This is a genomic window from Pseudarcicella hirudinis (assembly GCF_900115665.1).
GTDB lineage: Bacteria > Bacteroidota > Bacteroidia > Cytophagales > Spirosomataceae > Pseudarcicella > Pseudarcicella hirudinis.
Genome location: NZ_FOXH01000003.1, coordinates 271,233 through 294,352, shown reverse-complemented (window position 1 = coordinate 294,352; position 23,120 = coordinate 271,233). Strand labels below are relative to the sequence as shown.

19 protein-coding genes are annotated in these 23,120 nt (G+C 38.8%); 12 read left to right on the top strand and 7 right to left on the bottom strand.

The genetic code is table 11. The annotated features are described in order from the left end of the window. Positions 1-60: 60 nt before the first annotated feature. Complete coding sequence (gene fusA / locus BM179_RS07110) at positions 61-2,154, bottom strand: elongation factor G (RefSeq protein ID WP_092014382.1); 2,094 nt, start codon at positions 2,152-2,154, stop codon at positions 61-63. A 392-nt stretch (positions 2,155-2,546) separates the two neighbouring features. Here fusA and BM179_RS07105 point away from each other — a divergent pair, with 392 nt between their 5' ends. Then, a complete protein-coding gene (locus BM179_RS07105; RefSeq protein WP_092014379.1) occupies positions 2,547-3,401 on the top strand; it encodes a hydroxymethylglutaryl-CoA lyase in 855 nt (284 codons plus the stop codon). A 73-nt stretch (positions 3,402-3,474) separates the two neighbouring features. On the opposite strand, the gene BM179_RS07100 is transcribed toward BM179_RS07105, so the two are convergent. Continuing rightward, entirely contained in the window at positions 3,475-4,089 is a 615-nt protein-coding gene (locus BM179_RS07100; RefSeq protein WP_092014376.1) for a porin family protein, read from the bottom strand. 221 nt (positions 4,090-4,310) lie between these two features. Here BM179_RS07100 and BM179_RS07095 point away from each other — a divergent pair, with 221 nt between their 5' ends. Then, positions 4,311-5,507 (top strand): acyl-CoA dehydrogenase family protein, encoded by a 1,197-nt coding sequence (locus BM179_RS07095; RefSeq protein WP_092014373.1) that lies wholly within the window; start codon positions 4,311-4,313, stop codon positions 5,505-5,507. A gap of 261 nt (positions 5,508-5,768) precedes the next feature. Continuing rightward, positions 5,769-6,377, top strand: coding sequence for a porin family protein (locus tag BM179_RS07090; protein ID WP_092014370.1), 609 nt, complete (start codon positions 5,769-5,771; stop codon positions 6,375-6,377). A 407-nt stretch (positions 6,378-6,784) separates the two neighbouring features. Here BM179_RS07090 and BM179_RS07085 read toward each other — a convergent pair whose 3' ends face one another. The 3 genes from BM179_RS07085 to BM179_RS07075 form a co-directional block, all read right to left on the bottom strand. Next, positions 6,785-8,161: an L-serine ammonia-lyase gene (locus BM179_RS07085; protein WP_092014367.1), complete on the bottom strand. Its 1,377-nt coding sequence runs from the start codon at positions 8,159-8,161 to the stop codon at positions 6,785-6,787. Between the two features lie 156 nt (positions 8,162-8,317). Then, the gene (locus BM179_RS07080; RefSeq protein WP_092014364.1) at positions 8,318-9,928 is read right to left on the bottom strand and encodes an acyl-CoA carboxylase subunit beta; all 1,611 of its coding nucleotides are present in this window, start codon (positions 9,926-9,928) and stop codon (positions 8,318-8,320) included. A gap of 63 nt (positions 9,929-9,991) precedes the next feature. Further along, entirely contained in the window at positions 9,992-11,131 is a 1,140-nt protein-coding gene (locus BM179_RS07075; protein WP_092014361.1) for an acyl-CoA dehydrogenase family protein, read from the bottom strand. A gap of 171 nt (positions 11,132-11,302) precedes the next feature. Between BM179_RS07075 and BM179_RS07070 the strand changes: the two genes are divergently transcribed. Continuing rightward, a complete protein-coding gene (locus BM179_RS07070) occupies positions 11,303-12,070 on the top strand; it encodes an enoyl-CoA hydratase/isomerase family protein (RefSeq protein WP_092014358.1) in 768 nt (255 codons plus the stop codon). Positions 12,071-12,181: 111 nt separating this feature from the next. Then, a complete protein-coding gene (locus BM179_RS07065; RefSeq protein ID WP_092014355.1) occupies positions 12,182-13,171 on the top strand; it encodes a cytochrome c in 990 nt (329 codons plus the stop codon). A gap of 60 nt (positions 13,172-13,231) precedes the next feature. On the opposite strand, the gene ileS is transcribed toward BM179_RS07065, so the two are convergent. Then, complete coding sequence (gene ileS, locus BM179_RS07060; protein ID WP_092015004.1) at positions 13,232-16,648, bottom strand: isoleucine--tRNA ligase; 3,417 nt, start codon at positions 16,646-16,648, stop codon at positions 13,232-13,234. Positions 16,649-16,873: 225 nt separating this feature from the next. Between ileS and BM179_RS07055 the strand changes: the two genes are divergently transcribed. From BM179_RS07055 to BM179_RS07030, 6 genes are all read left to right on the top strand, one after another. Continuing rightward, positions 16,874-17,287 (top strand): hypothetical protein, encoded by a 414-nt coding sequence (locus tag BM179_RS07055; protein WP_092014352.1) that lies wholly within the window; start codon positions 16,874-16,876, stop codon positions 17,285-17,287. Between the two features lie 195 nt (positions 17,288-17,482). Further along, the gene (gene idi, locus BM179_RS07050) at positions 17,483-17,989 is read left to right on the top strand and encodes an isopentenyl-diphosphate Delta-isomerase (protein WP_092014349.1); all 507 of its coding nucleotides are present in this window, start codon (positions 17,483-17,485) and stop codon (positions 17,987-17,989) included. A gap of 23 nt (positions 17,990-18,012) precedes the next feature. Then, positions 18,013-18,591, top strand: a complete 579-nt coding sequence (locus tag BM179_RS07045; RefSeq protein ID WP_092014346.1) for a 5-formyltetrahydrofolate cyclo-ligase — start codon at positions 18,013-18,015, stop codon at positions 18,589-18,591. Between the two features lie 158 nt (positions 18,592-18,749). Then, positions 18,750-19,247: a hypothetical protein gene (locus BM179_RS07040; protein WP_092014343.1), complete on the top strand. Its 498-nt coding sequence runs from the start codon at positions 18,750-18,752 to the stop codon at positions 19,245-19,247. A gap of 47 nt (positions 19,248-19,294) precedes the next feature. After that, complete coding sequence (locus BM179_RS07035) at positions 19,295-20,287, top strand: aspartate-semialdehyde dehydrogenase (RefSeq protein ID WP_092014341.1); 993 nt, start codon at positions 19,295-19,297, stop codon at positions 20,285-20,287. A 104-nt stretch (positions 20,288-20,391) separates the two neighbouring features. Then, positions 20,392-20,724: a DUF6984 family protein gene (locus BM179_RS07030; RefSeq protein ID WP_092014338.1), complete on the top strand. Its 333-nt coding sequence runs from the start codon at positions 20,392-20,394 to the stop codon at positions 20,722-20,724. A gap of 65 nt (positions 20,725-20,789) precedes the next feature. On the opposite strand, the gene BM179_RS07025 is transcribed toward BM179_RS07030, so the two are convergent. Further along, positions 20,790-22,067 (bottom strand): Glu/Leu/Phe/Val family dehydrogenase, encoded by a 1,278-nt coding sequence (locus BM179_RS07025; RefSeq protein WP_177219318.1) that lies wholly within the window; start codon positions 22,065-22,067, stop codon positions 20,790-20,792. Between the two features lie 487 nt (positions 22,068-22,554). On the opposite strand from BM179_RS07025, the gene BM179_RS07020 reads away from it, so the two are divergent. Continuing rightward, entirely contained in the window at positions 22,555-22,947 is a 393-nt protein-coding gene (locus tag BM179_RS07020) for a TraR/DksA family transcriptional regulator (RefSeq protein ID WP_092014335.1), read from the top strand. The last annotated feature ends 173 nt before the right edge of the window (positions 22,948-23,120 follow it).

Genomic DNA, 23,120 nt, shown 5'->3' with positions numbered 1-23,120 from the left:
AATCCCCCATAAACTTAATTATGAGGGATTTATATTTTAAAGGGCTAAAGCCCGGTGTTCTTACAAACCTTTAGCTTTCTTCACGATTTCGTCAGCCATTGCCTGCGGAACGAATTCATAGTGAGAGAAAGTCAAGTTAGCTGTAGCACGTCCTGAAGACATTGTACGAAGGTCAGTAATATAACCGAACAATTCAGACAATGGAATATCAGCTTTCAATACCTGAGCTCCTTGTTTAGAATCCATACCTTTCATCATACCTCTACGACGGTTCATATCACCTGTAATTGGTCCTGTATATTCTTCAGGAGTAACAACTTCTACTGACATGATTGGTTCCATCAATTTAGCTCCGGCAGCTTTAGCAGCTTCTTTGTAACCTAAACGTGCAGCCATTTCAAATGACAATGCATCTGAATCGACATCGTGGAAAGATCCGTGGAATACACGTACACGCATAGAATCCATTGGGTAACCAGCTAATGCTCCGTTTTTCATTGCAGCATCAAAACCTTTCTGAATTGAAGGAATAAATTCTTTTGGAATAACCCCACCAACGATACCGTTGATAAATTCCAAACCATCTTTTCCATCTTCACGAGGTCCCATTTCGAATACGATATCCGCAAATTTACCTTTACCACCTGATTGTTTTTTGTAAACCTCACGGTGTTCAGTAGTTTTGGTCAACGATTCTTTATAAGCAACCTGTGGAGCACCCTGGTTAACTTCTACTTTGAATTCACGACGCATACGGTCGATGATGATTTCAAGGTGAAGTTCACCCATCCCTTTGATAATAGTCTGACCAGTTTCCTCGTTAGATTCAACTTTCAAAGTAGGGTCTTCTTCGATTAATTTACCGATAGCTTTCGAGAAGTTATCCTGATCGGCAGATTTCTTCGGTTCAATTGCATATCCGATAACCGGATCAGGGAATACCATTGATTCAAGAACGATCGGGCTCTTTTCGTCAGAAAGTGTATCTCCTGTTTTAATATCTTTAAATCCTACTACCGCAGCAATATCACCAGCTTCCAAACGCTCAATTGAGTTTTGTTTGTTAGCATGCATCTGGAAGATACGGGAAATACGTTCTTTGTTTCCGGAACGGTTGTTCAGGATATAAGAACCTGCTTCCAAAACACCTGAGTATGCACGAACAAAACAAAGACGACCAACATAAGGGTCAGTAGCGATTTTGAATGCAAGAGCAGCAAAAGGCTCTTCTGTACTTGGTTTACGAGCGATTTCAGCGTCAGTACGCGGGTCAGTTCCTTTGATACTTTCTTTATCTAATGGAGAAGGTAGAATCGCCATTACATAGTCAAGCATTGTTTGAACACCTTTGTTTTTGAAAGATGAACCACAAAGCATCGGAACGATTTTCATGCTGATTGTAGCAGCACGAAGAGCTGTCAAAATTTCGTCTTCAGTGATAGATTCCGGATCTTCGAAATATTTTTCCATCAAAGACTCATCAAATTCAGCAACTGCTTCCAATAATTTCTCACGGTATTCAGTAGCTTCATCGATCATATCTTCAGGAATAGGTACAACTTCGAAAGTCATTCCTTTATCATGCTCATTCCATTTGATACCACGGAAGTTAACAAGGTCAACCACACCTTCAAATGTTTCTTCAGCACCGATAGGCAATTGAAGAGGTACAGCGTAGCTTCCCAACATTTCTTTTACCTGACGGCAAACATTAAGGAAATCTGCACCAGCACGGTCCATTTTGTTAACGAAACCTAAACGTGCTACGTTATAGTTGTTGGCCAAACGCCAGTTAGTTTCTGATTGAGGCTCAACACCATCAACAGCACTAAACAAGAATACAAGACCATCCAATACACGAAGTGAGCGGTTTACCTCTACGGTAAAGTCCACGTGACCAGGAGTATCGATAATGTTAATGTGGTAATCTTGGTCTCTGTATTTCCAACCTACTGTAGTTGCCGCAGATGTAATAGTAATCCCTCTTTCCTGCTCTTGCTCCATCCAGTCCATGGTTGCAGCTCCATCGTGTACCTCACCAATTTTGTGGCTTACACCCGCGTAGTAAAGGATACGTTCAGTAGTGGTGGTTTTACCGGCATCAATGTGGGCAGCGATACCAATGTTTCTTGTGAATTTTAAATCCCGTGCCATTGTTTAAAATGTTGATTATTTAGTTATGCTTTGTTATTAGTCGGTTTTACTTATTTTATTAAGGATCAACAGCTTCAATGCAGACCCTTCCGGCTAATCACTTATTTCAAATTTGAAATTCCTTTTAGGGGTGCAAAATTACTGAATCTTAATGAAATACAAAAATTTTCACTGTTTTGTTTTTATAGACTTGGCAAAATGCAAAAAAGCAAGTTCAGAATAAATCATTATACCCTAATTACATTTGTTTAAAGATTTGATTAAATTCTGTTTATATTAAAACTACGCTTTTTATAGGATTTCTTCATTTCAGGAATCATAACCGCTTCCGGATTTTTGTTTTCGGGAAATTCTTTCAAAATTGCTATACTTCATCACAATCTCAGATATTTATGAATCAGGTAAAAATTATCGAATGCCCCCGGGATGCCATGCAAGGTTGGGAAAACCAGATTCCTACCGAAAAGAAAATTACTTATCTCAATCAATTATTAAAAGTTGGTTTTGATACCCTCGACTTTGGTAGCTTTGTTTCTCCAAAAGCTATTCCTCAGCTGGCAGATACTGCTCAGGTATATGAGAAGCTGGATTTAGATGGTACTCCAACTAAATTATTAGCTATTATTGCCAATCTCCGTGGTGCTGAAACGGCGCTTTCTTTTGAAAAAATAACGTATCTGGGATTTCCCTTTTCTATTTCAGAGACTTTTCAGCAAAGAAATACCAATTCCTCTATAGCTGAGGCTTATTCATTGGTTGAAAAAGTTCAGAATTTATGTCAAAAAGCTAACAAACAGCTGGTTATTTATTTTTCTATGGGTTTCGGAAATCCATACAGAGATCCTTATGATGTGGAAATTGTGGCAAACTGGGCAGAAAAAATGGCAAATCTTGGTATTAAAACCATTGCACTTTCAGATACGGTAGGTGTAGCAGAAACCAAAACGATCTCAGAACTTTTCAGTGAATTAATTCCTAAGTATCCTTCCATTGAATTTGGCGGACATTTTCATGCGACGCCTGATGGATGGCGCACAAAAATTGAAGCCGCTTATGAAGCAGGTTGCAGACGATTTGACGGAGCAATTGGTGGATTTGGTGGTTGCCCGATGGCAGAAGATGAATTGGTGGGAAATATTGACACGACCAATCTTTTTCAGTTTTTCAGAGAAAAGGGAGAAAATACCGGGATTGATAAAGACCGGTTGATTGATTGTGTTAAAACCAGTACAGATATATTTATCTAAAAAACAACCTTCCGTAAAAAAGCAAGGGTGTTTCAAATCAATGAAACACCCTTGCTTCTTAAAAGGCTTTATTCTAAAAAAACTTAGTCAATGAAACACCAATTACTCTGTTTTTCGCAGAAATATCTCCCAAAAGAGATCCAAAACCTCCGGATTGCTGATTAATATAGTTCATATCTATAGTGTTTGCCAAACCATAAGAATAGTTTGCACCCAAAACCAATCCTTCCGTAATTTCATAACTTACCATTGCATTTACACCATAATCAATCTTATTGACTCCGTCGGTTGACGATGATCCCTGATCATTGGATACACTCAACAAGTAACCAACATAAGGTCCGGCTCCGATTAAGAACTGATCTGTTATATGATAAGCTGCATTAACCGGCAATTCGATATAGCTAAGTTTACCTGTGCCTCCGCTGGAAGTAGAAGATGCATCACTTTTTCCTCCTTTAAGAGAATATAATAAATTTGGTTGAAGAGACCATTTCTCAGACAAAGGTGCGTCTAAAACAATACCTCCGTGATATCCGATCAATGTTCCAGAACTGGAACTTGAACCTGCGTATGAAGCTGTAATGGTTGCAAAGTTAGCCCCGGCTTTGATCCCGTAACGAACCTGTGCAGAACTTGTTGCACTGAATCCAATAATTGTTAGAACAATAAACAATACCTTTTTCATAAATTTTCTGATTGTTTTAATAAAGATTAATTAATAGTTTACATATAGATTTTAAACCACAAATTTGATCCAATCTCCATTCCTGCACAAATTACTTCTTAAGAAAAACACCTGATTCTTATCTAACGGTAGTGCTTACCTGACAATTAATATCATATCTCAATTTTTTGCAATAAATCAAACTATTTGATAATATTGATTTTCAACAACAAACTCAGCTTATGAACTTCCATCATTCTTCCCGCACCGATATATTTGAATCCCCAGACTTTTATGAAATTGATGACTTATTGACGGATGAGCATAAACTGATTCGTCAATCTGTAAGAGATTTTGTCAAAAAGGAGATTTCGCCTATCATTGAAGATGCTTGTCAAAGAGCCGTTTTCCCAGAACATTTAGTTAAAAAAATGGGAGAAATGGGCATTTTCGGGCCTACAATTCCTCAGGAATACGGGGCTGGAGGGCTAGATTATATTTCCTACGGTCTTATGATGCAGGAAATTGAGCGGGGAGATTCCGGAATGCGTTCTACAGCATCAGTGCAAGGTTCATTGGTTATGTTTCCTATCTATGCTTTTGGTTCAGAGGATCAGCGGCATAAATATTTGCCTAAATTAGCTTCCGGAGATTTCTTAGGCTGTTTCGGATTAACAGAACCGGATTTTGGTTCAAATCCTTCCGGAATGAAAACTAATCTGAAAGATATGGGCGATCACTTTCTGCTTAATGGTTCAAAGATGTGGATTTCCAATGCTCCTAAGGCAGATATTGCTGTAGTTTGGGCAAAAAATGAGCAAGGAAGGGTGAAAGGCGTTATCGCAGAACGTGGAATGGAAGGATTCTCCACCCCGGAAATTCATGGAAAATGGTCTCTTCGGGCGAGCTGTACAGGAGAACTGGTTTTTGACAACGTTAAAATTCCCAAAGAGAATATTCTTCCCAATATTGATGGCTTAAAAGGCCCTCTGAAATGTCTGGATAATGCCCGTTATGGTATCGCATGGGGAGCATTAGGTGCCGCAATGGATTGCTATGATTCGGCCCGAAGATATGCTCTGGAAAGAATTCAGTTTGACAAACCCATTGCGTCTTTTCAACTGATACAAAAGAAACTGGCAGAAATGCTGACAGAAATTACAAAAGCTCAATTGGTCTGCTGGCGTTTGGGAATGTTGAAAAATGCTGGGAAAGCCTCCTCAGCTCAGATATCCCTTGCCAAAAGAAATAATGTGGAAATTGCATTAAACATTGCCCGTGAGGCCCGGCAGATTCATGGGGGCATGGGCATTACCGGTGAGTATCCGATCATGAGACATATGATGAACCTCGAGTCGGTTGTAACTTATGAAGGTACGCAGGATATTCACTTACTTATTTTAGGGAAAGAAATTACAGGTATTCAGGCCTTCGTCTGAAACCTTCGGCATTTTCATGAAAGGCAGAGAAATTCCCGGTTGTTTTCTCTGCCTTTTCTTACTTTTTTCATCCCGTAATCAGCTTTCATAACTTCCTGATTAATAATACTCTTTCCAAAACAGCTTAATTTATTGTTGTTTTTAGCTTACCGCTTACTCATTTCTATTCAATAAAACACAATTTCAAGGGTTTTAGAAACAAAATGCATCTGTTTTCAACGCTTGCATTTCTGTTTTTTCCATTCACAAAATCTTAATCTTATGCTGAAAAAAATTGTAATGATGACAGCGGTTCTTGTCCTGGCAGGTAAACTTTCTATGGCACAGAACCTTTCTTTCGGACCAACAGTTGGTGTCAATTTCGCCGATTTGCACGGACTAAAAAATACTTCTTTAAAACCTGGCCTGGTAGCAGGAGGGTTTTTCAACTATAGTATTAAAACTTCCTTCGGAATAGGAGCTCAGATACTTTATAGTCAGATGGGAGCAAATATTAATGAAAATACAGATCAGATTAACCTTAATTATATTCAGGTTCCTGTTTTAGCTACTTATTATTTTGGTACAAAAAACGAGGCTGGTTCTATCAGACCGAAACTTTTTGTCGGGCCACATTTGAATTTTCTTCTTAATTCCAGCAATAAAGCCGGAAATGATATCAACCCTGATGGCACCAGATTCAATGCTGTAGATTTTGGTGCAACGTTAGGAGGAGGGCTTAATTACAACTTAGGTAGTAAATCATGGATTAATTTTGATGTTCGTTATGGCATCGGACTCATTGATATTTCCAAAGATCCAAATGTAACGATGACTAACCGTGGGCTGAGCGTTAATCTTGGAGTTAGTTTTCCTATTGGTAGTATTTAAAGGGTAACATTGCAACCACATAGAAACATAGGACACATAGGATATAAAGTTCGGGGTTGTATTCGCTATGACTGAAACCGCATAGGAATATAGGGCACATAGAATACAAAGCTGGGGTTTTCTATTCCTATCACTGAAACCACATAGGAATATAGGGCACATAGAATACAAAGCTGGGGTTTTCTATTCCTATCACTGAAACCGCATAGGAACATAGGACACATAGGAAATAAAGTTTGGGGTTGTATTCGCTATGACTGAAACCACATAGGAATATAGGGCACATAGGAGATAAAGTATTTACTATGCTGTTAATTACTTACATTTTCACAAAAAGGATTGAGGTTTAACGCTCAATCCTTTTTCATGTTCGCTAAGTTTGTCAAAATTTTCAGGCATTCCGATATTTAACATTCTGTGGCACTTAAGGCCAGGCCTGCTTCAGAGGTTTCTTTATACTTTTTGGACATATCTTTTCCGGTTGCTTTCATTACTTTAATCACACTATCCAGAGAAATCTTCTGCAAAGAGCTATCTCCTGCTGTTGCCAGCAAAAAGGCATTGTACGCCTTTACTGCACCCATTGCGTTACGCTCAATACAAGGAATTTGCACATAGCCCCCAATCGGATCACAGGTCATACCTAAATGATGTTCTATTGCAATTTCAGCAGATGCTTCCATGGCATTTATATTTTTTGTTGCACAATAAGTCAGCATTGCCGCAGCCATAGCTGAGGCAGAGCCAATTTCTCCCATACAACCCATCTCAGCTCCGGAAATACTTGCATTATGTTTTACCAGAAAACCAATTGCCGCAGCGGCAAGCATTCCCTCCCGCATCAGTTGAGGTGAATAATGAAAATGATTTTTGATCAGATAAGTCACCCCGGGTATTACACCTGATGCGCCGGAGGTCGGAGCCGTAACTACAATATTTCCTGCGGCATTCTCCTCAGAAGCCGCTAAACAATATGCATTCAGAAAAATCAGGAAGCTATCACTTGTCAACGCCAGATTTTTAGCTTTTTGGTACAATAATGGTGCTTTTCTGCGAAGTTTAATTGTACCTGGCAAAACATGCTTATCTTTCAGACCACGTTTTACTGCCTTATGCATGAAATCAAGAATCGTATCTATTTTCCGTTCTATTTCCTTTCTTGAAGCACCCGTTAATGCCATTTCATTGGCAATCATGAAATCAGTCAGGGAAATCTTTTCTTTTTCAAGATGCGCTTTTAATTCCTTCATGCTCGCATAGGAATAACGGGGTTGTCTGGTTTCATCAGCATCCGGTTTTTCTCCTTTCCGGTAAATAAATCCTCCTCCTATTGAGTAATATTCGTGTTCGAGGATTATTTCCGAACCATTCAATAATCTGAGGACCATTGTATTGGCATGTGGAGAATCATAACGGCCTTTTTCGAAGAAGAAATTCTCAGCATTAATGAAAACCTGATTTCCAAGCACATTTACCGGATATTTTTCAGAAGAATCTTTAAGAATCGCTGTAAATTTCACCGGATCACAGGCATCTGGCTGCCAGCCTGATAAACCCGCAACAATTGCTCTGTCAGTTCCATGACCTTTTCCGGTAGCACTTAGCGATCCGTACAAATGAATATGTATTGAAAGGGCATCAGAGATAATTGTTTCAGGTAGTTTATTAATTTCCCGCAGGAAATCATACGCTGCCTTCATGGGTCCGATTGTATGAGAGCTGGAGGGGCCAGGTCCGACTTTGAATAAATCGAAAATTGAGGTAGTAATCGAATTTTTTAACATTAGTATGATGAAGTGAGTATAAATCTTTCGATACAGATTCTTTTCAATCTATATCTGACAATATCAATTATTAAAATTATAAGATGACAGAAATATGTATTTGCTGATTTTCTGCCACCCTCTGACTCTCTCGCTCTATCCTTATAAAAACAGCGGTTACACCTGCAAAACACCTAATTTAAAATCCTTTTCAATCGGTGCCTGATTCGCAGCTTCAATTCCTTTCGAAATTAATTGTCTGGTTTCCAATGGATCAATAATTTCATCTACCCAAAGCCTTGATGCTGCATAATAAGGAGTAGTCTGCTTATTATATCTCTCTGTTATTTCATTCAGCTGCTTTTCTTCCTCTTCTTTAGTAAGTTCCTTTCCTTTCGCTTTCATAGAAGCAATATTGGTCTGAAGCAGCGTTTTCGCAGCCTGCTCTCCTCCCATTACCGCAATTTTAGCTGAAGGCCATGCAAAGATCAACCTTGGATCATATGCTTTTCCACACATGGCATAATTCCCCGCTCCGTAGGAATTTCCAATGACAATGGTAAATTTAGGTACAATTGAATTGGCAACAGCATTTACCATTTTAGCACCATCTTTTGTTATTCCGGAATGTTCAGAACGGCTTCCGACCATGAAACCTGTTACATCCTGTAAAAATACTAAAGGAATCTGCTTTTGGTTACAGTTCATGATAAAACGCGAAGCCTTATCTGCCGAATCATTATAAATTACCCCGCCAATCTGTACTTCCCCTTTGGCTGTTTTGGTTATAACCCGCTGATTGGCTACAATTCCAACGGCCCAGCCATCAATTCTGGCATAACCACAAAGTATCGTTTTGCCATAATCCCGTTTATATTCATCAAATTCAGAATCATCAACCAGGCGTTCTATAATCTCCCTCATATCATACGTTTTCTGACGGCTTTCCGGTAAAATTCCATAAATCTCTTCCGGATTCTTTAATGGCATTTTAGAAACAGTTCTGTCAAAACCGGCTGATTCTTTTTTACCAAGCTTAGAAATATTTCTCTTTACCTGATCCAGGCACTCCTGCTCTGTTTTGAATTTATAATCAGCAATCCCGGAAATCTCTGTATGAGTAACTGCACCTCCCAGGGTTTCAGCATCAATCTCCTCTCCTACTGCTGCTCTCACAAGATAAGGGCCGGCCAGAAAAATAGAACTTTGTCCTTCAACCATCAGAGTCTCATCTGACATAATCGGTAAATAAGCTCCGCCTGCCACACAACTTCCCAAAACAGCAGAAATCTGGGTAATTCCCATAGCACTCATTTGAGAATTGTTGTAAAAAACCCTTCCAAAATGCTCTTTATCAGGAAAAATTTCATCCTGCATAGGTAGAAAAACCCCTGCACTATCCACCAAATAAATAATCGGCAAATGATTTTGCATCGCTATTTCCTGTAAACGGAGGTTCTTTTTAGCCGTTATCGGAAAATAAGCCCCAGCTTTTACAGTAGGGTCATTTGCCACAATAACACACTGACGGCCGGAAACATATCCGATTCCGCCAACTGTTCCTCCCGCCGGACAGCCACCATATTCCTGATACATTTCATATCCGACAAAAGAACCTATTTCCATAAATTCGGTTCCTTCATCAATCAGATAAGCAACCCGTTCTCTGGCAGTCAGTCTGCCTTTATCCCGATGTTTCTGTATATTTTTTAATCCTCCACCCAGGTTAATTACTTCCTGGCGTTTTCTCATTTCGGCAAGGGCGGCTTTGTTTGCTTCTGCTGACATAATTCTGCAAATTATTATTTAAAACCCCTGAGGCTTTACAGCTTCAGGGGTTTGTTTCGGTGTTTAGTATTCTTTTAGTATTTCTCTGGCAATCACAATTTTCTGTATTTCCGACGTCCCTTCGCCAATTGTGCAAAGTTTTGAGTCACGATAAAACTTTTCAACCGGAAAATCTTTGGTATAACCATACCCTCCAAAAATCTGAACGGCATCGGTTGACACTTCAACAGCCACTTCCGAAGCATAATATTTAGCCATCGCAGCTTCTTTAGTCATAGATGTGCCTTCCATTTTAAGTGCAGAGGCATGCCTCGTCATTAATTCTGCTCCGTGTACTTTAGTCGCCATTTCTGCCAGTTTGAAGCTTATTCCCTGAAAATTGGCAATAGGTTGTCCGAATTGCTGGCGTTCCTGAGCATAACGTGCCGCAGCAGCCAAAGCCCCTTTGGCAATCCCGAGTGATAAAGCTGCAATAGAAATCCTTCCTCCATCCAAAATTTTCATTGCCTGCTTAAATCCATCTCCTTCCTCTCCAAGGCGTGCTGAAAGCGGAACCCGACAATCTTCCAGAATGACCTCTGCTGTTTCAGAAGCTCTCATACCTAATTTATTCTCTTTTTTGCCAAATTTCAAACCCGGATTAGTTCTTTCTACAATAAAAGCTGTGCTGTTATTTCTGGTACCGGATTCTCCTGTTCTTGTCATTACTACTACCACATTGGACGATTTTCCGTGCGTAATCCAGTTCTTTGCCCCGTTGATTACATATTCATCTCCTTCTCTTCTGGCAACACAACTCATTCTTGCTGAATCTGAGCCGGAATTGGCTTCAGTCAATGCCCAGGCTCCGATCCATTTACCACTTGCGAGTAATGGCAGATATTTCATTTTTTGTTCTTCATTACCAAATTGAAGAATGTGATTGGTACACAAAGAATTATGGGCAGCTACGGATAATCCGATAGAGCCACATACCTTTGCAACCTCTTCAATAACACTTACATATTCCTGATAACCCAAACCTGCACCTCCGTAAATTTCAGGGACCAGAACACCTAAAAATCCATGTTCTCCAAGTTTATGCATTAAATCTATTGGAAATACTTGAGATTCATCCCACTCCATAACATGTGGAAGGATGTAACGCTGAGCGAAATCCCGGGCTGACTGACGAACTAATTCTAAACTTTCAGTATTGTACATTTTCAAGAGTTAATTTGTTGATAAAGTGTTTTCTTATAGTTTTGTTTTCAGAATTGACGATTTAAGAATTGCTTTTCTACCTCCTTTTTTCCTATTTTAACTATTCAAATATGTAGTAATCTAACACATATTTCTATGAATAATGCTTAAGTTTCTCAAAATATTTTCATTATGCAAAATAACAATAGCACTTCTATTAAGACTGAAAGTACAGATGAAGGTATCATTAAGATTACTTTTTCAAATCCTCCGGCCAACTCAATGCCAATTGTACTTTTGTCAGAATTGGCATATACTATAGAAAAAATTGGGCAATCTTCCGAAGTGAAAATTATTATTTTGCAAAGTGGCGGAGACAGAACTTTTTGTTCGGGGGCAGATTTTAATGAATTACTGGCAATTAAGGATGAAGCAGGAGGAGATTCTTTCTTCTCTGGTTTTGCAAAAGTGATCAATGCCTGCAGAAATTCTCCGAAAATAATTATAGGAAGAGTTCAGGGTAAAGCGGTCGGAGGAGGTGTGGGTATTGCTGCGGCAGCTGATTATTGCTTTGCTACTCAGCAGGCTTCTATCAAATTAAGTGAGTTAAGTATTGGTATCGGGCCTTTTGTTATAGCTCCGGCTGTAGAACGGAAAATAGGATTTTCCGCATTTTCAGCTATGTGTCTCAACCCTACAGAATTTTATTCTGCAGAATGGGCAAACCAAAAGGGATTGTTTTCAGAAGTATTTTCTACCACTCAGGAAATGGACGAAAGAATAACAGTATTTTCAAACCAACTGGCAACTTATAATCCTGAGGCCTTATTCGAAATGAAGCAAATCTTCTGGAAAAATACTGAACATTGGGACAGTTTACTTTCTGAACGGGCCAAAATCAGCGGGAGATTGATTTTAAGTGAATTTACCAAAACCGCATTAAATACGTTCAGGTCTTAAATACTTCATTCGGACTATCAGAAAATAACTATATAAATATACGTCTAGTCTATCATTTTGTAATTGCTTAATTTGAGATTTATTTCATAACACTCACTAACACAATGCACTATGAAAAAACTATTCCGAAATTCAGCCATAATTCTTCTGGTTTTGGTGCTTGCCATAGCAGGAGTACTTTCTTACATCAAGTTTGCACTTCCGGATGTAGGTCAGGCTTCTGATCTGAAAATATTGGCTTCTCCTGAAATGGTGCAAAGAGGCGAATATTTAGCTAATCATGTGACAGTTTGTATAGATTGTCACAGTGAACGGGACGGTAATCTTTTCTCAGGCCCTATAGTACCGGGTTCAAAGGGAAAAGGTGGAGAAGTGTTCGATCAGCAATTTGGTTTTCCGGGAAGATTTACTGCAAAAAATATCACTCCTTATGGAATTGGAAAATGGACAGACGGAGAAATTTACCGTGCTATTACCTGCGGTGTAAGCAAAGACGGACACGCTTTCTTTCCGGTTATGCCCTATCAGAATTACAGGAAACTGGACGAGGAAGATGTCAAAAGCATTATTTCTTATCTGAGGACACTTGAACCCATCGAAAACAAGCCTGAAGAATCTGTGGCAGATTTTCCCATGAATTTTATCCTGAATACCATTCCGCAAAAAGCCTCGCCGGAAAAACGTCCTGCAGAAACTGATATACTGGCTTATGGAAAATACATGACCAATGCTGCCGGTTGCATTGTATGCCATTCTAAAGCTGATAAAGGCGAAATGATAGCCGGAATGGAATATGCCGGTGGTTTTGAATTTCCGCTTCCAGGATATGGAATAGTTTCTTCAGCCAATATTACTCCCGATAAAGACACCGGAATAGGGAATTGGTCAAAAGAAACGTTTGTAAATCGGTTTAAAGCTTACTCAGACAGCACTTATAAAGCGCCAAAAGTACAAAAGGGAGATTTTCAGACGGTTATGCCCTGGACTATGTATGCCGGCATGAAGACAAAAGACCTCGAAGCTATTTATACCTATCTGATGACCTTAAAACCTGTTAATCATACAGTAGAAAAATTCAGGTCTGAAACGGCGATGAAATAAAAAGAGAAAGCCCGAAGATGATTTTTCGGGCTTTCTCTTTTACTGATTATGATCAAAGTTTTATACCACCTCAATTTTAACCGTTAAAGTCAGTTCTTCAAATTCAACTTCCTGTCCTTCTGCTATTTCCGGAACGATTTCCAAAGAAAGTGCCTGTACTTCCTGAGAAATATAGTCTTTGAAAGCTAAAACTCCTGCCGAAACTTCTTCATCCGAATCAAGCAATCTGATACTGATTTTGTCAGTCACTTCAAATCCTGAATCTTTTCTGAAATTCTGTACACGGTTTACAAAATCACGTGCAATACCTTCCTGCTTTAATTCAGGAGTAATATTGATGTCAAGCGCTACTGTAATACCGGCATCAGAAGCTGTCAGGTAACCCGGCAAATCTTCGGTCTGAATTTCTACATCTTCCAGTGACAATTGGTAGCCATTAATTTCCAGCCCTCCTTTTTCTTCCAAAGCTTTTAGTTGCTCTGCTGACATTTCTGTGATAACTGCTGCTACTGCCTTCATGTCTTTCCCGAACTTAGGTCCCAATGCTTTAAAATTTGGTTTTACTTTTTTAGATAAAACACCGGAAGCATCATCAAGGTATTCTACAGCTTTGATGTTAACCTCTGTTTTAATTAATTCAACCACATGGCGAATTTGCTCACGGGTCGTTTCACTTAAAATAGGGATTAAAATCTTAGATAATGGCTGGCGAACCTTAATTTTATTGGTTTTACGCAATGAGTGAACCAAAGAACAAATCCGCTGAGCCAGATCCATAGAGGTTTCCAGGTCTTCATCCACATATTCCACCTCGTAAGGATGATAGTCGGTTAAATGCACCGACTCATGCTGTAAAGGTGTACCTTTTTCCTTCGCTTCTTCTCTGATGTGTTCAGTCATATTTCTGTACAGCCAATCGCCATAGAAGGGAGCGATCGGAGACATCAACTGAGCCACAGCTACCAGACATTGTTGTAAGGTCTCATATGCCGCTTTTTTATCTTCGGTCATTTCACCTTTCCAGAAACGCCTTCTTCCCAAACGTACATACCAGTTTGATAAATGATCGCAGACAAAATCCTGAATAGCACGTCCGGCTTTGGTTGGCTCATAATTCTCATAAGACTCATCCACTTCTTTGACAAGCGTCTGTAATTTTGAAAGAATCCAGCGGTCAAGTTCTGTAAGACTTGCATACGGTACTCTTTCAAACTCATTTATTTTATACTCATCCAGATTTGCATAAAGTGCGAAGAAATTATAAGTATTCGTTAAGGTTCCGAAAAACTTATTTCTCACTTCGGTTATTCCTGCCTGGTCAAACTTAAGATTATCCCAGGGCTGAGCATTCGTAATCATGTACCAACGGGTCGGGTCAGCACCATATTTCTTCAGGGTATCAAACGGATTCACGGCATTGCCCAGACGTTTTGACATTTTATTGCCGTTTTTGTCCAGAACCAAACCTGTTGATACCACATTTTTAAAGGCTACCGAATCAGAAACCAGTGAAGAAATGGCGTGCAGCGTAAAGAACCATCCACGCGTCTGATCAACACCTTCTGAAATGAAATCTGCCGGATAAGCTTTTTCAAAAATCTCATGATTTTCAAAAGGGTAATGCCATTGTGCATAAGGCATAGCTCCGGAGTCAAACCACACATCTATCAGATCCGTTTCACGGGTCATTACTTTTCCGGATGCTGAAACAAAATACACTTCATCTACAAACGGACGGTGTAAATCTTCTGTTCCGGCCAGCAATAAACCTAAAAACTTCTCATTGGCGGCACGTTGCTCTTCTGTTAAAACATCATCTTTTAACGCATGTTTAATAGCGTTTTCCAATTCAGCCAATGATCCGATACAAACTTCCTCGTTATCTTCTGAACGCCAGATCGGAAGCGGAGTTCCCCAATAGCGTGAACGGGATAAATTCCAGTCAACCAGGTTTTCAAGCCAGTTGCCAAAACGACCTGTTCCGGTTGATTCAGGTTTCCAGTTAATTGTATTATTCAAGGCAATCAGTTTATCCTTGGCAGCTGTTGTACGGATAAACCATGAATCCAGAGGATAATATAAAACCGGTTTATCAGTTCTCCAGCAGTGCGGATAAGGGTGATCAAATCGCTGAACGTTGAATGCTTTATTCTCTGTCTTTAATTTGATAGCTATTCTCTCATCAACCGATAAATATTTATCTCTGCCCTGTTTCTCACGTTCGATTTCTTTTTCCTCCTCTGTCAGATAAGCTTCTTTCACAAATTCATGAGCGAAATCAGTAATTTCAGCCACAAAACGACCACGGCGATCGACGATCGGCACATCTTTACCGGCTTCGTCTTTCACCATAATAGAAGGGATCCCGTTTTGTTGTGCAACCCTGAAGTCATCTGCACCAAAAGTCGGGGAAGTATGCACAACCCCCGTACCATCTTCAGTAGTTACAAAATCCCCTGTAATTACTCTGAATGCTGCAGATTCCGGCTGAACATATGGCATTAACTGCTCATATTCAATACTTTCCAGGAAATTCCCTTTGAATTCCATAACCACTTTCCAGGGAATGATTTTATCACCATCATTGTAAGCAGCAAAGTCTCCGTCTTTTCCTTTTTCATTAAAATATTTACCAGCAAGGTCCTTAGCCAGCACTACATTTACAGGCAAATATGTATAAGGATTCAGTGTTTTAACCAGTACATAGTCTATATTCTTGCCTACTGTCAACGCTGTGTTGGCAGGCAAAGTCCAGGGTGTAGTTGTCCAGGCTAATATGTAAATATTATCACTGTCAGCGGCATCAAACAAAAAGCCTGATTTGCCTGTCAGTTTTACTTTAAACTGAGCGGTTAACGAAGTATCCTTTACGTCTTTATACGTTCCCGGCTGATTCAGCTCATGAGAAGAAAGTCCGGTTCCGGCAGCAGGAGAATATGGCTGAATTGTATAACCTTTGTAAAGCAAACCTTTGTCATACAAAGTTTTCAACAAATGCCATACAGACTCAATATAGTTATTTTCATAGGTGATATACGGGTCATCAAGATCAACCCAATATCCCATTTTTTCAGTAAGGTCATTCCATTGATCAGTAAATTTCATGACCGTTTCACGGCATTTCTTATTATACTCTTCAACTGAAATTTTCTTACCGATGTCATCTTTTGTGATACCGAGTTCCTTTTCAACCTGTAATTCAACGGGCAGACCATGTGTATCCCAACCACCTTTACGTTTTACTTGTTTTCCTTTCAGAGTCTGGTAACGGCAGAAAATATCTTTAATGGCACGTGCCATCACATGGTGAATACCAGGTGTACCATTAGCTGAAGGAGGGCCTTCATAAAATGTAAAAGTCGGATTACCCTCACGGATTTCTACCGATTTTTCAAAAACTTTATTTTCTTGCCAAAATTTCAGTACATCGTCTGCAACCTGGGCATAATCAAGGTTTTTATATTCTTTGAAGTTCACAATATAACAGTTATCAGTTGTCAATTATCAAATACAATATCAGAAGTCCTTTTTGAATGGAGTTCAGTTTCTGTTTCAACCTAAACAAATCACTTCTGATAAAATTCCTGCAAAAGTACAATAAAGGAGTGGTTTTCGGAAAAAAGTAGAAAAATTTGACTCTGATTTCCAACCTATTCAGGCGAAAACAACTCTTTAGAACAGAACCATAAAATTTTATGCAAAATGAAAGCTTTATTTTTTGCGCTTATTACTACGTTGCTGCTAAATGGTTGCAGTAAATCAAATGATGTTAAGCCTAATGACCTGGTAGCAAAATGGTCGCATACCTATCAGCTTCAGTCTAAAAATCAGGATGGAACCTGGGGTGAATGGTACACAATCAATACCTTTATGGCTATTCCTCCTATTGAATTTACAGCAGACGGAAGGATTTTGTATGATGGAAAACCAAGCGAAGCTTGTTGCACTTTCAGAAATTATCAACTAAATAATAAGCAAATTAAACTCAGTAATCCGGTTTCTTGTCCGGCTGTTGATTGCTTTTCCTGCGGAGACTGGTCTGTTAACAAATTAGAAAATGACACCTTGATTTTAGAAACCTGCAACAACAGGGCTAAATATGTAAGGATTAAATAAATTCTTTTCAATTGATAATTTTGGAGAAAAGGCTCTGCTCAATTCAGTAACCGGTTTTTCATTCTTTTTAATTAGTTGTAAATTGGGTTTTTAAAATACGCTTCGCTATACGACTATCCTGCTTTTGTTCAAAAGTACGGTTTTCGGGAAACAATTCTCCGAACAATTCGTTTACGAAGAAACCCATTTCAATTTATGCAATCAGTATTATTAGTTGACGAGCAGGACCAGGTAATCGGAACGGCAGAAAAGATGAAAGCACATTATGACGGTGCTTTACACCGGGCCTTTTCGGTTTTAATTTTCAACTCTAAAAAAGAACTTTTATTACAGCAGCGCGCTTCACAGAAATATCATTCCGGTGGTTTGTGGACCAATACCTGCTGCGGACATCCAACTAATCCGGAAAATACCCTTGAAGATGCCAGGCAAAGGCTTAAATTCGAAATGGGCATTTGTACGGAAATTCAACCTACCTTCAACTTTCAATATTTTGTAGATTTTGGCAATGGTCTTTTCGAGCATGAAATTGACCATGTTTTTGTAGGAAATTATGAAGGAGATATCCCATTCAATGCCGATGAAGTAGCTGAATTTAAATGGCTTAGTCTGGAAAGGCTGGAGGAAGAAATGCGGAATAAACCTGAAATCTACACGGAATGGTTTAAAATACTTTATCCAAAGATTAAAGAATACATCTAAATACCTGACCATCTCCTGTTTACATGCTAAAATCAGATTTAAGAAAAACATATTTATCCCGTAGAAAACAAATTTCTGAAACCGAACTTTCAAAGAAAAGCCGGCAGATTGCCGATCTTTTTTTTGAAAGGTTTGATCTTAATAAAATATCAGTCATTCATATTTTTCTTCCGATTATTGAGAAAAACGAAATCAACACTTTTTTAATAATCAACCGGATAAAATCAGAATTTCCGCATATCAGGATAGCCGTTCCTAAAAGTATTCCAGAAACTTCAGAAATGGAGAGTTATCTGTTTGAAGACGAATACAAACTTGTCAGAAATAGCTGGAAAATCCCTGAACCGTTCCCTCATCCGGAACACTTTATTCCTGAACATGAAATTTCCATGGTTTTAGTGCCTTTACTGATTTTTGATCAGCAGGGTAACAGAGTCGGATATGGTAAAGGTTTCTATGACAGATTTTTAGCAAGATGTACAAAAGACTGTAAAAAGGTAGGGATTTGCCTTGAATCTCCGATCCTGGAAATAGAAGATCCAAACCAGTTTGACATAAAACTTGAGTATTGTATCACGCCTGAAAAAGTTTTCAGCTTCTGATTCTCCTTTTCTTCTGTATTCAAAAAATACAATAAATTACTGAAAATCAACAAAATACTGAACAAGAGTACCATTCATTACAACTGAATTAAAAAAAACTCTTTTCTCTTCCGATTTTATAGAGTAATTTTGCACACTTTTTCAACAGTCACAAAGTCGTGAAAATCAGATATTTGCTCATTGTACTAATTATAATATCAGGCAACATTGCTTTTGGACAAAGTGTTGAGAATAAATTGTACCCGATTGAGATTCAACCCAGGGTTTTCGGAACCCGGTTTATTTATGACCGACAACTCATTAATAACCCACTTGCTTTACAAATTCCGATTTTGCAGGCAAGAGATCCGAAGGCCAGCTATGAATTTCTGATGTACAAGGCGCAGAAGCAATCTTTAGCTTATCTGACGATTTTACCGACGGCAATTTCCTTATATGCTATTTTTAACAGAGATAAGGTTTCTGACGGGTTTTACTGGTCGACAGTCGGTGGAAGTTTTTTAGTTTCAACTTATCTGAATTTTAAGTCAGCGGCACACCTGAGAAAAGCTATTTTGCGTTATAATCAGATCGTCAGCAATCAGGTTGGTGTGAGTTTTGAGACATTACCAAACCATCAGCCAGTATTGGGTTTAGGATTTGTCCATAAATTTTAAGTATTTTTTATTTTTTTTCATAACTATATATTAATCAGTCAATTAAAATGAAAGTAGCAGTAGTCGGAGCCACAGGTTTGGTCGGTGGCGAAATCCTGAAAGTGTTGGCGGAACGTAACTTCCCCGTAACAGAACTTATCCCGGTAGCCTCAGAACGTTCAGTAGGTAAACAGGTTGAGTTCAAGGGTAAACAGTACACCGTAGTGAGCTTCGAAGATGCTATAAAGTTGAAACCTAACGTAGCTATTTTCTCTGCCGGCGGTGGTACTTCAACAAAATTAGCTCCTGTATTCGCAGAAGCAGGAATTACGGTAATTGATAACTCTTCAGCATGGAGAATGGATCCGACTAAAAAACTGGTGGTTCCTGAAATCAATGCTTATACATTGACCACTGAAGACAAAATCATTGCTAATCCAAACTGCTCAACCATTCAAATGGTAGTAGTGTTAAATCCTCTGCACAAAAAATATAAAATCAAGCGTGTTGTTGTTTCAACATATCAGTCTGTTACCGGAACAGGAAAAGCAGCTGTTGACCAGTTGTTTGCGGAGCGTGAAGGCAGAACTGACGTAGAAAATGTATATCCACATAAAATTGATTTAAACGTATTACCTCATATCGATGTATTTCTGGACAACGGTTATACCAAAGAAGAAATGAAAATGGTAAACGAGACCAAGAAAATTATGATGGATGACTCAATTGCTGTAACTGCCACTACCGTTCGTATTCCAACAATCGGAGGGCACTCAGAAGCAGTAAACATTGAGTTTGAAAATGAATTTGATTTACAGGAAGTTTATGATATTCTTTCTCAGGAAGAAGGCGTAATTATTCAGGATGATCCTAAAAACTTAATTTATCCGATGCCGATTAATGCACATGGAAAAGATGAAGTTTTTGTAGGCCGTATCCGTCGTGATGAGTCTCAGCCAAAAACTTTGAATATGTGGATTGTTGCGGATAACCTTCGTAAAGGTGCTGCTACCAATGCCGTTCAGATTGCTGAATTTCTTGCTAAAAAAGGACTTTTGTAATTTCAGAATGCATTAAATAATTTAGCGAAAGGTAATCACCGGAATTTTCCGGGTTGCTTTTCGCTTTTTTTATACCGAAACCTCAAAGGAAAACGATTTAAAACATGACAGAAAAACGTGCAATCCGGGAAAATGAAAAAGAACTGATTCTTTTTTTATTGAACCACCTCAGTTTAAAGGCAGCAGATTATCCGATCAGTGAATATGTCGAGGAATATGAAGGAGGTATCATGGGAAGTATTGGTCTGGGTGAACCGGGAGCGGTCTATCATTCCGATCTGATTCAGGTTGAATACACAGACTCCGATAATACTGAAGTCCTGATTACCTTAACCCGGGACGATAAAAATCAATTACTTGATTTAGATTTCTGGAAAGTGGATTTCTCAAAGCTGTTGCTTTATCCTAAACCTGAAAATATTACATTCAGAGATTAATTAAATAAAACGGGCTGTTTTTTGTTGAAAACAGCCCGTTTTATTTATATCAGGAAGACAAAATCTTAATATCCTCCTCTGAATTTATAAGTATCTGACACTTTTTTAATCGCTACCATGTAAGCGGCAATACGCATTGGCACATTGTATTCCTGAGAAGTTGCAAATACTTTATCAAAAGCATCTTTCATGATTCTGTCTGAACGGCGATTGATGCGATCTAAAGTCCATTTGTAACCGATACGGTTCTGAACCCATTCGAAATATGAAACAGTTACCCCGCCTGCATTTGCCAGGATATCCGGCACAACCAGAATTCCTTTATCATTGATAATATCATCTGCGGAAGCGGAAGTAGGTCCATTTGCTCCTTCCACAATCATCTTAGCCTGAATCAGATGGGCATTATCATGTGTGATTACATCTTCTTTCGCAGCAGGAACCAAAACATCTACTGCAAGAGTCAGTAAATCATCGTTAGAAATTTTTTCAGCTCCGTCAAAACCCTGAAGAGTTCCCTTGTTTGCATCACGATAACGCATCGCAGCCTCAATATCAATCCCTCTGTCGTTATAATAAGCTCCGGAAATATCAGAAATCGCCTGAACTGTCACACCACGTTCATGTAACAGGCTGGCCGCATGAGAACCCACATTTCCAAATCCCTGCACAGCAGCGGTTGCTTTATAAGGATTGAGTCTCAATTTATCCATTCCGGACAAGGCTGAAACCATCACACCACGACCTGTAGCTTCCGTTCTTCCCAAAGATCCCCCTAAAACAAGCGGTTTCCCGGTTACGACAGCATTAATAGTCATACCTTTAGCTTTGGAATATTCATCCATCAGCCAGGCCATTTCTCTTGGACCTGTCCCCATATCCGGAGCAGGAATATCTCTGTCTGGTCCGAAAACATCAAGCATTGCTACTGTGTAAGCACGCATCAGACGTTCAATTTCTCCGGCAGACATTTGTCTTGGATCACAGGAGATTCCACCTTTTGCTCCACCATATGGAATATCAACTACAGCGCATTTCCAGGTCATCCAGGCAGCAAGAGCACGTACTTCATCCAGGTTAACGGCGGGGTCAAAACGAATACCACCTTTTGCAGGCCCTAAAATATTTGAGTGAATTACACGATATCCTTCGTAAACTTTAATTCTGCCATCATCCATTGTAATCGGAAGACCAACTGTAACCTGACGGGCGGGTACTTTCAGGATATAATACATTTCTTCAGAAATTCCTAAAAGCTCAACTGCCTTGTCAAATCGTTGCATCATCGATTCTAAAGGATTCTCCTTGTCCTTAATCGGAGCAGGTTCTATGTAATGTGTCATAGTTTTTGATGAAGTTTTCGAAGCCCTGAAGCGATAAATTATGGGTATATTTTAATGATATTGAATGATAACTTCATGGCTTCTTTATTCCCATAATCTCTTTGCGACGGCAAACTTGCAAAGCTAAAATGAAAAAAGCAAGTTCCTCAGCTTTAAGTAGAAATACCTGATTTTTAACTAAAAAAGAGATTATTTAAGCTTTTTTTGCGTTCACTTGTTAACTTTATTGTTACAGCGGTCAAACACCAAATAAGGTTTTAAAAAATAGATTTTTACCAAATTGTTAAATTTCAAAAAAATTTTATTTTTTCTTGAAAAACTACTATTTGATTTTTTTGAAGCTATATTTGTGCATTTTTAACCGGATAGCATTTATTTTTAAAGTTTAATATTTATTTTCCATTGAGTTTGTTATCTAAGTTCTTAGGATTTTAATCCGTTATGAACCTAAGACCAGCCGACTAAAAACCCCTAATTGATACAAAGTATGAATACACTTGTTGAAGAAAAAAAGCGCTACTCAGAAGAAGAGCTCAAGGAGTTCGAAGTGCTTATTACAAAAAAACTGGATGAGACCCGTGCAGAATTGAATTACATTAAAGAAACCTTGAGTAAGAAAAATGATTCGGGTACCGACTATACTGCCGGTAATACCAAATTAATGGAAGACGGAGCTGACACTTCTGAAAAAGAAAACTTAAGTCAATTAGCTGCCCGCTTACAAAAATTTGCTTCGCAACTGGAAAATGCGCTGATCCGAATTAAAAACGGAACTTATGGGGTGTGTATCGATACCGGAAAGCTGATTCCAAAAGAGCGTCTTCGTGCGGTACCTCATACACAACAAACTATTGAGGCTAAATTAATGAAGCAACGTTAGTTTTTCTGTACTAATGTTTCTTTGTAAAATAATATAAAGTAAGGTTTTTAATCTTACGAGGGGATTTTTGCCCCCTGTAAAATCAAAAAAGCAAACCTTTTTTACTACAATATTTACTTTTTACCATCTAATATTCAGACACTTGGCAAGTATCCGCCAAGTAAATTAATCAC

What these genes read in the sequence shown, in the direction of transcription:
- fusA (WP_092014382.1), bottom strand. Translation starts at nt 2,154, where the DNA reads ATGGCACGGGATTTAAAATTCACAAGAAACATTGGTATCGCTGCCCAC.
- BM179_RS07105 (WP_092014379.1), top strand. Translation starts at nt 2,547, where the DNA reads ATGAATCAGGTAAAAATTATCGAATGCCCCCGGGATGCCATGCAAGGT.
- BM179_RS07100 (WP_092014376.1), bottom strand. Translation starts at nt 4,089, where the DNA reads ATGAAAAAGGTATTGTTTATTGTTCTAACAATTATTGGATTCAGTGCA.
- BM179_RS07095 (WP_092014373.1), top strand. Translation starts at nt 4,311, where the DNA reads ATGAACTTCCATCATTCTTCCCGCACCGATATATTTGAATCCCCAGAC.
- BM179_RS07090 (WP_092014370.1), top strand. Translation starts at nt 5,769, where the DNA reads ATGCTGAAAAAAATTGTAATGATGACAGCGGTTCTTGTCCTGGCAGGT.
- BM179_RS07085 (WP_092014367.1), bottom strand. Translation starts at nt 8,161, where the DNA reads ATGTTAAAAAATTCGATTACTACCTCAATTTTCGATTTATTCAAAGTC.
- BM179_RS07080 (WP_092014364.1), bottom strand. Translation starts at nt 9,928, where the DNA reads ATGTCAGCAGAAGCAAACAAAGCCGCCCTTGCCGAAATGAGAAAACGC.
- BM179_RS07075 (WP_092014361.1), bottom strand. Translation starts at nt 11,131, where the DNA reads ATGTACAATACTGAAAGTTTAGAATTAGTTCGTCAGTCAGCCCGGGAT.
- BM179_RS07070 (WP_092014358.1), top strand. Translation starts at nt 11,303, where the DNA reads ATGCAAAATAACAATAGCACTTCTATTAAGACTGAAAGTACAGATGAA.
- BM179_RS07065 (WP_092014355.1), top strand. Translation starts at nt 12,182, where the DNA reads ATGAAAAAACTATTCCGAAATTCAGCCATAATTCTTCTGGTTTTGGTG.
- BM179_RS07055 (WP_092014352.1), top strand. Translation starts at nt 16,874, where the DNA reads ATGAAAGCTTTATTTTTTGCGCTTATTACTACGTTGCTGCTAAATGGT.
- idi (WP_092014349.1), top strand. Translation starts at nt 17,483, where the DNA reads ATGCAATCAGTATTATTAGTTGACGAGCAGGACCAGGTAATCGGAACG.
- BM179_RS07045 (WP_092014346.1), top strand. Translation starts at nt 18,013, where the DNA reads ATGCTAAAATCAGATTTAAGAAAAACATATTTATCCCGTAGAAAACAA.
- BM179_RS07035 (WP_092014341.1), top strand. Translation starts at nt 19,295, where the DNA reads ATGAAAGTAGCAGTAGTCGGAGCCACAGGTTTGGTCGGTGGCGAAATC.
- BM179_RS07030 (WP_092014338.1), top strand. Translation starts at nt 20,392, where the DNA reads ATGACAGAAAAACGTGCAATCCGGGAAAATGAAAAAGAACTGATTCTT.
- BM179_RS07025 (WP_177219318.1), bottom strand. Translation starts at nt 22,067, where the DNA reads ATGACACATTACATAGAACCTGCTCCGATTAAGGACAAGGAGAATCCT.
- BM179_RS07020 (WP_092014335.1), top strand. Translation starts at nt 22,555, where the DNA reads ATGAATACACTTGTTGAAGAAAAAAAGCGCTACTCAGAAGAAGAGCTC.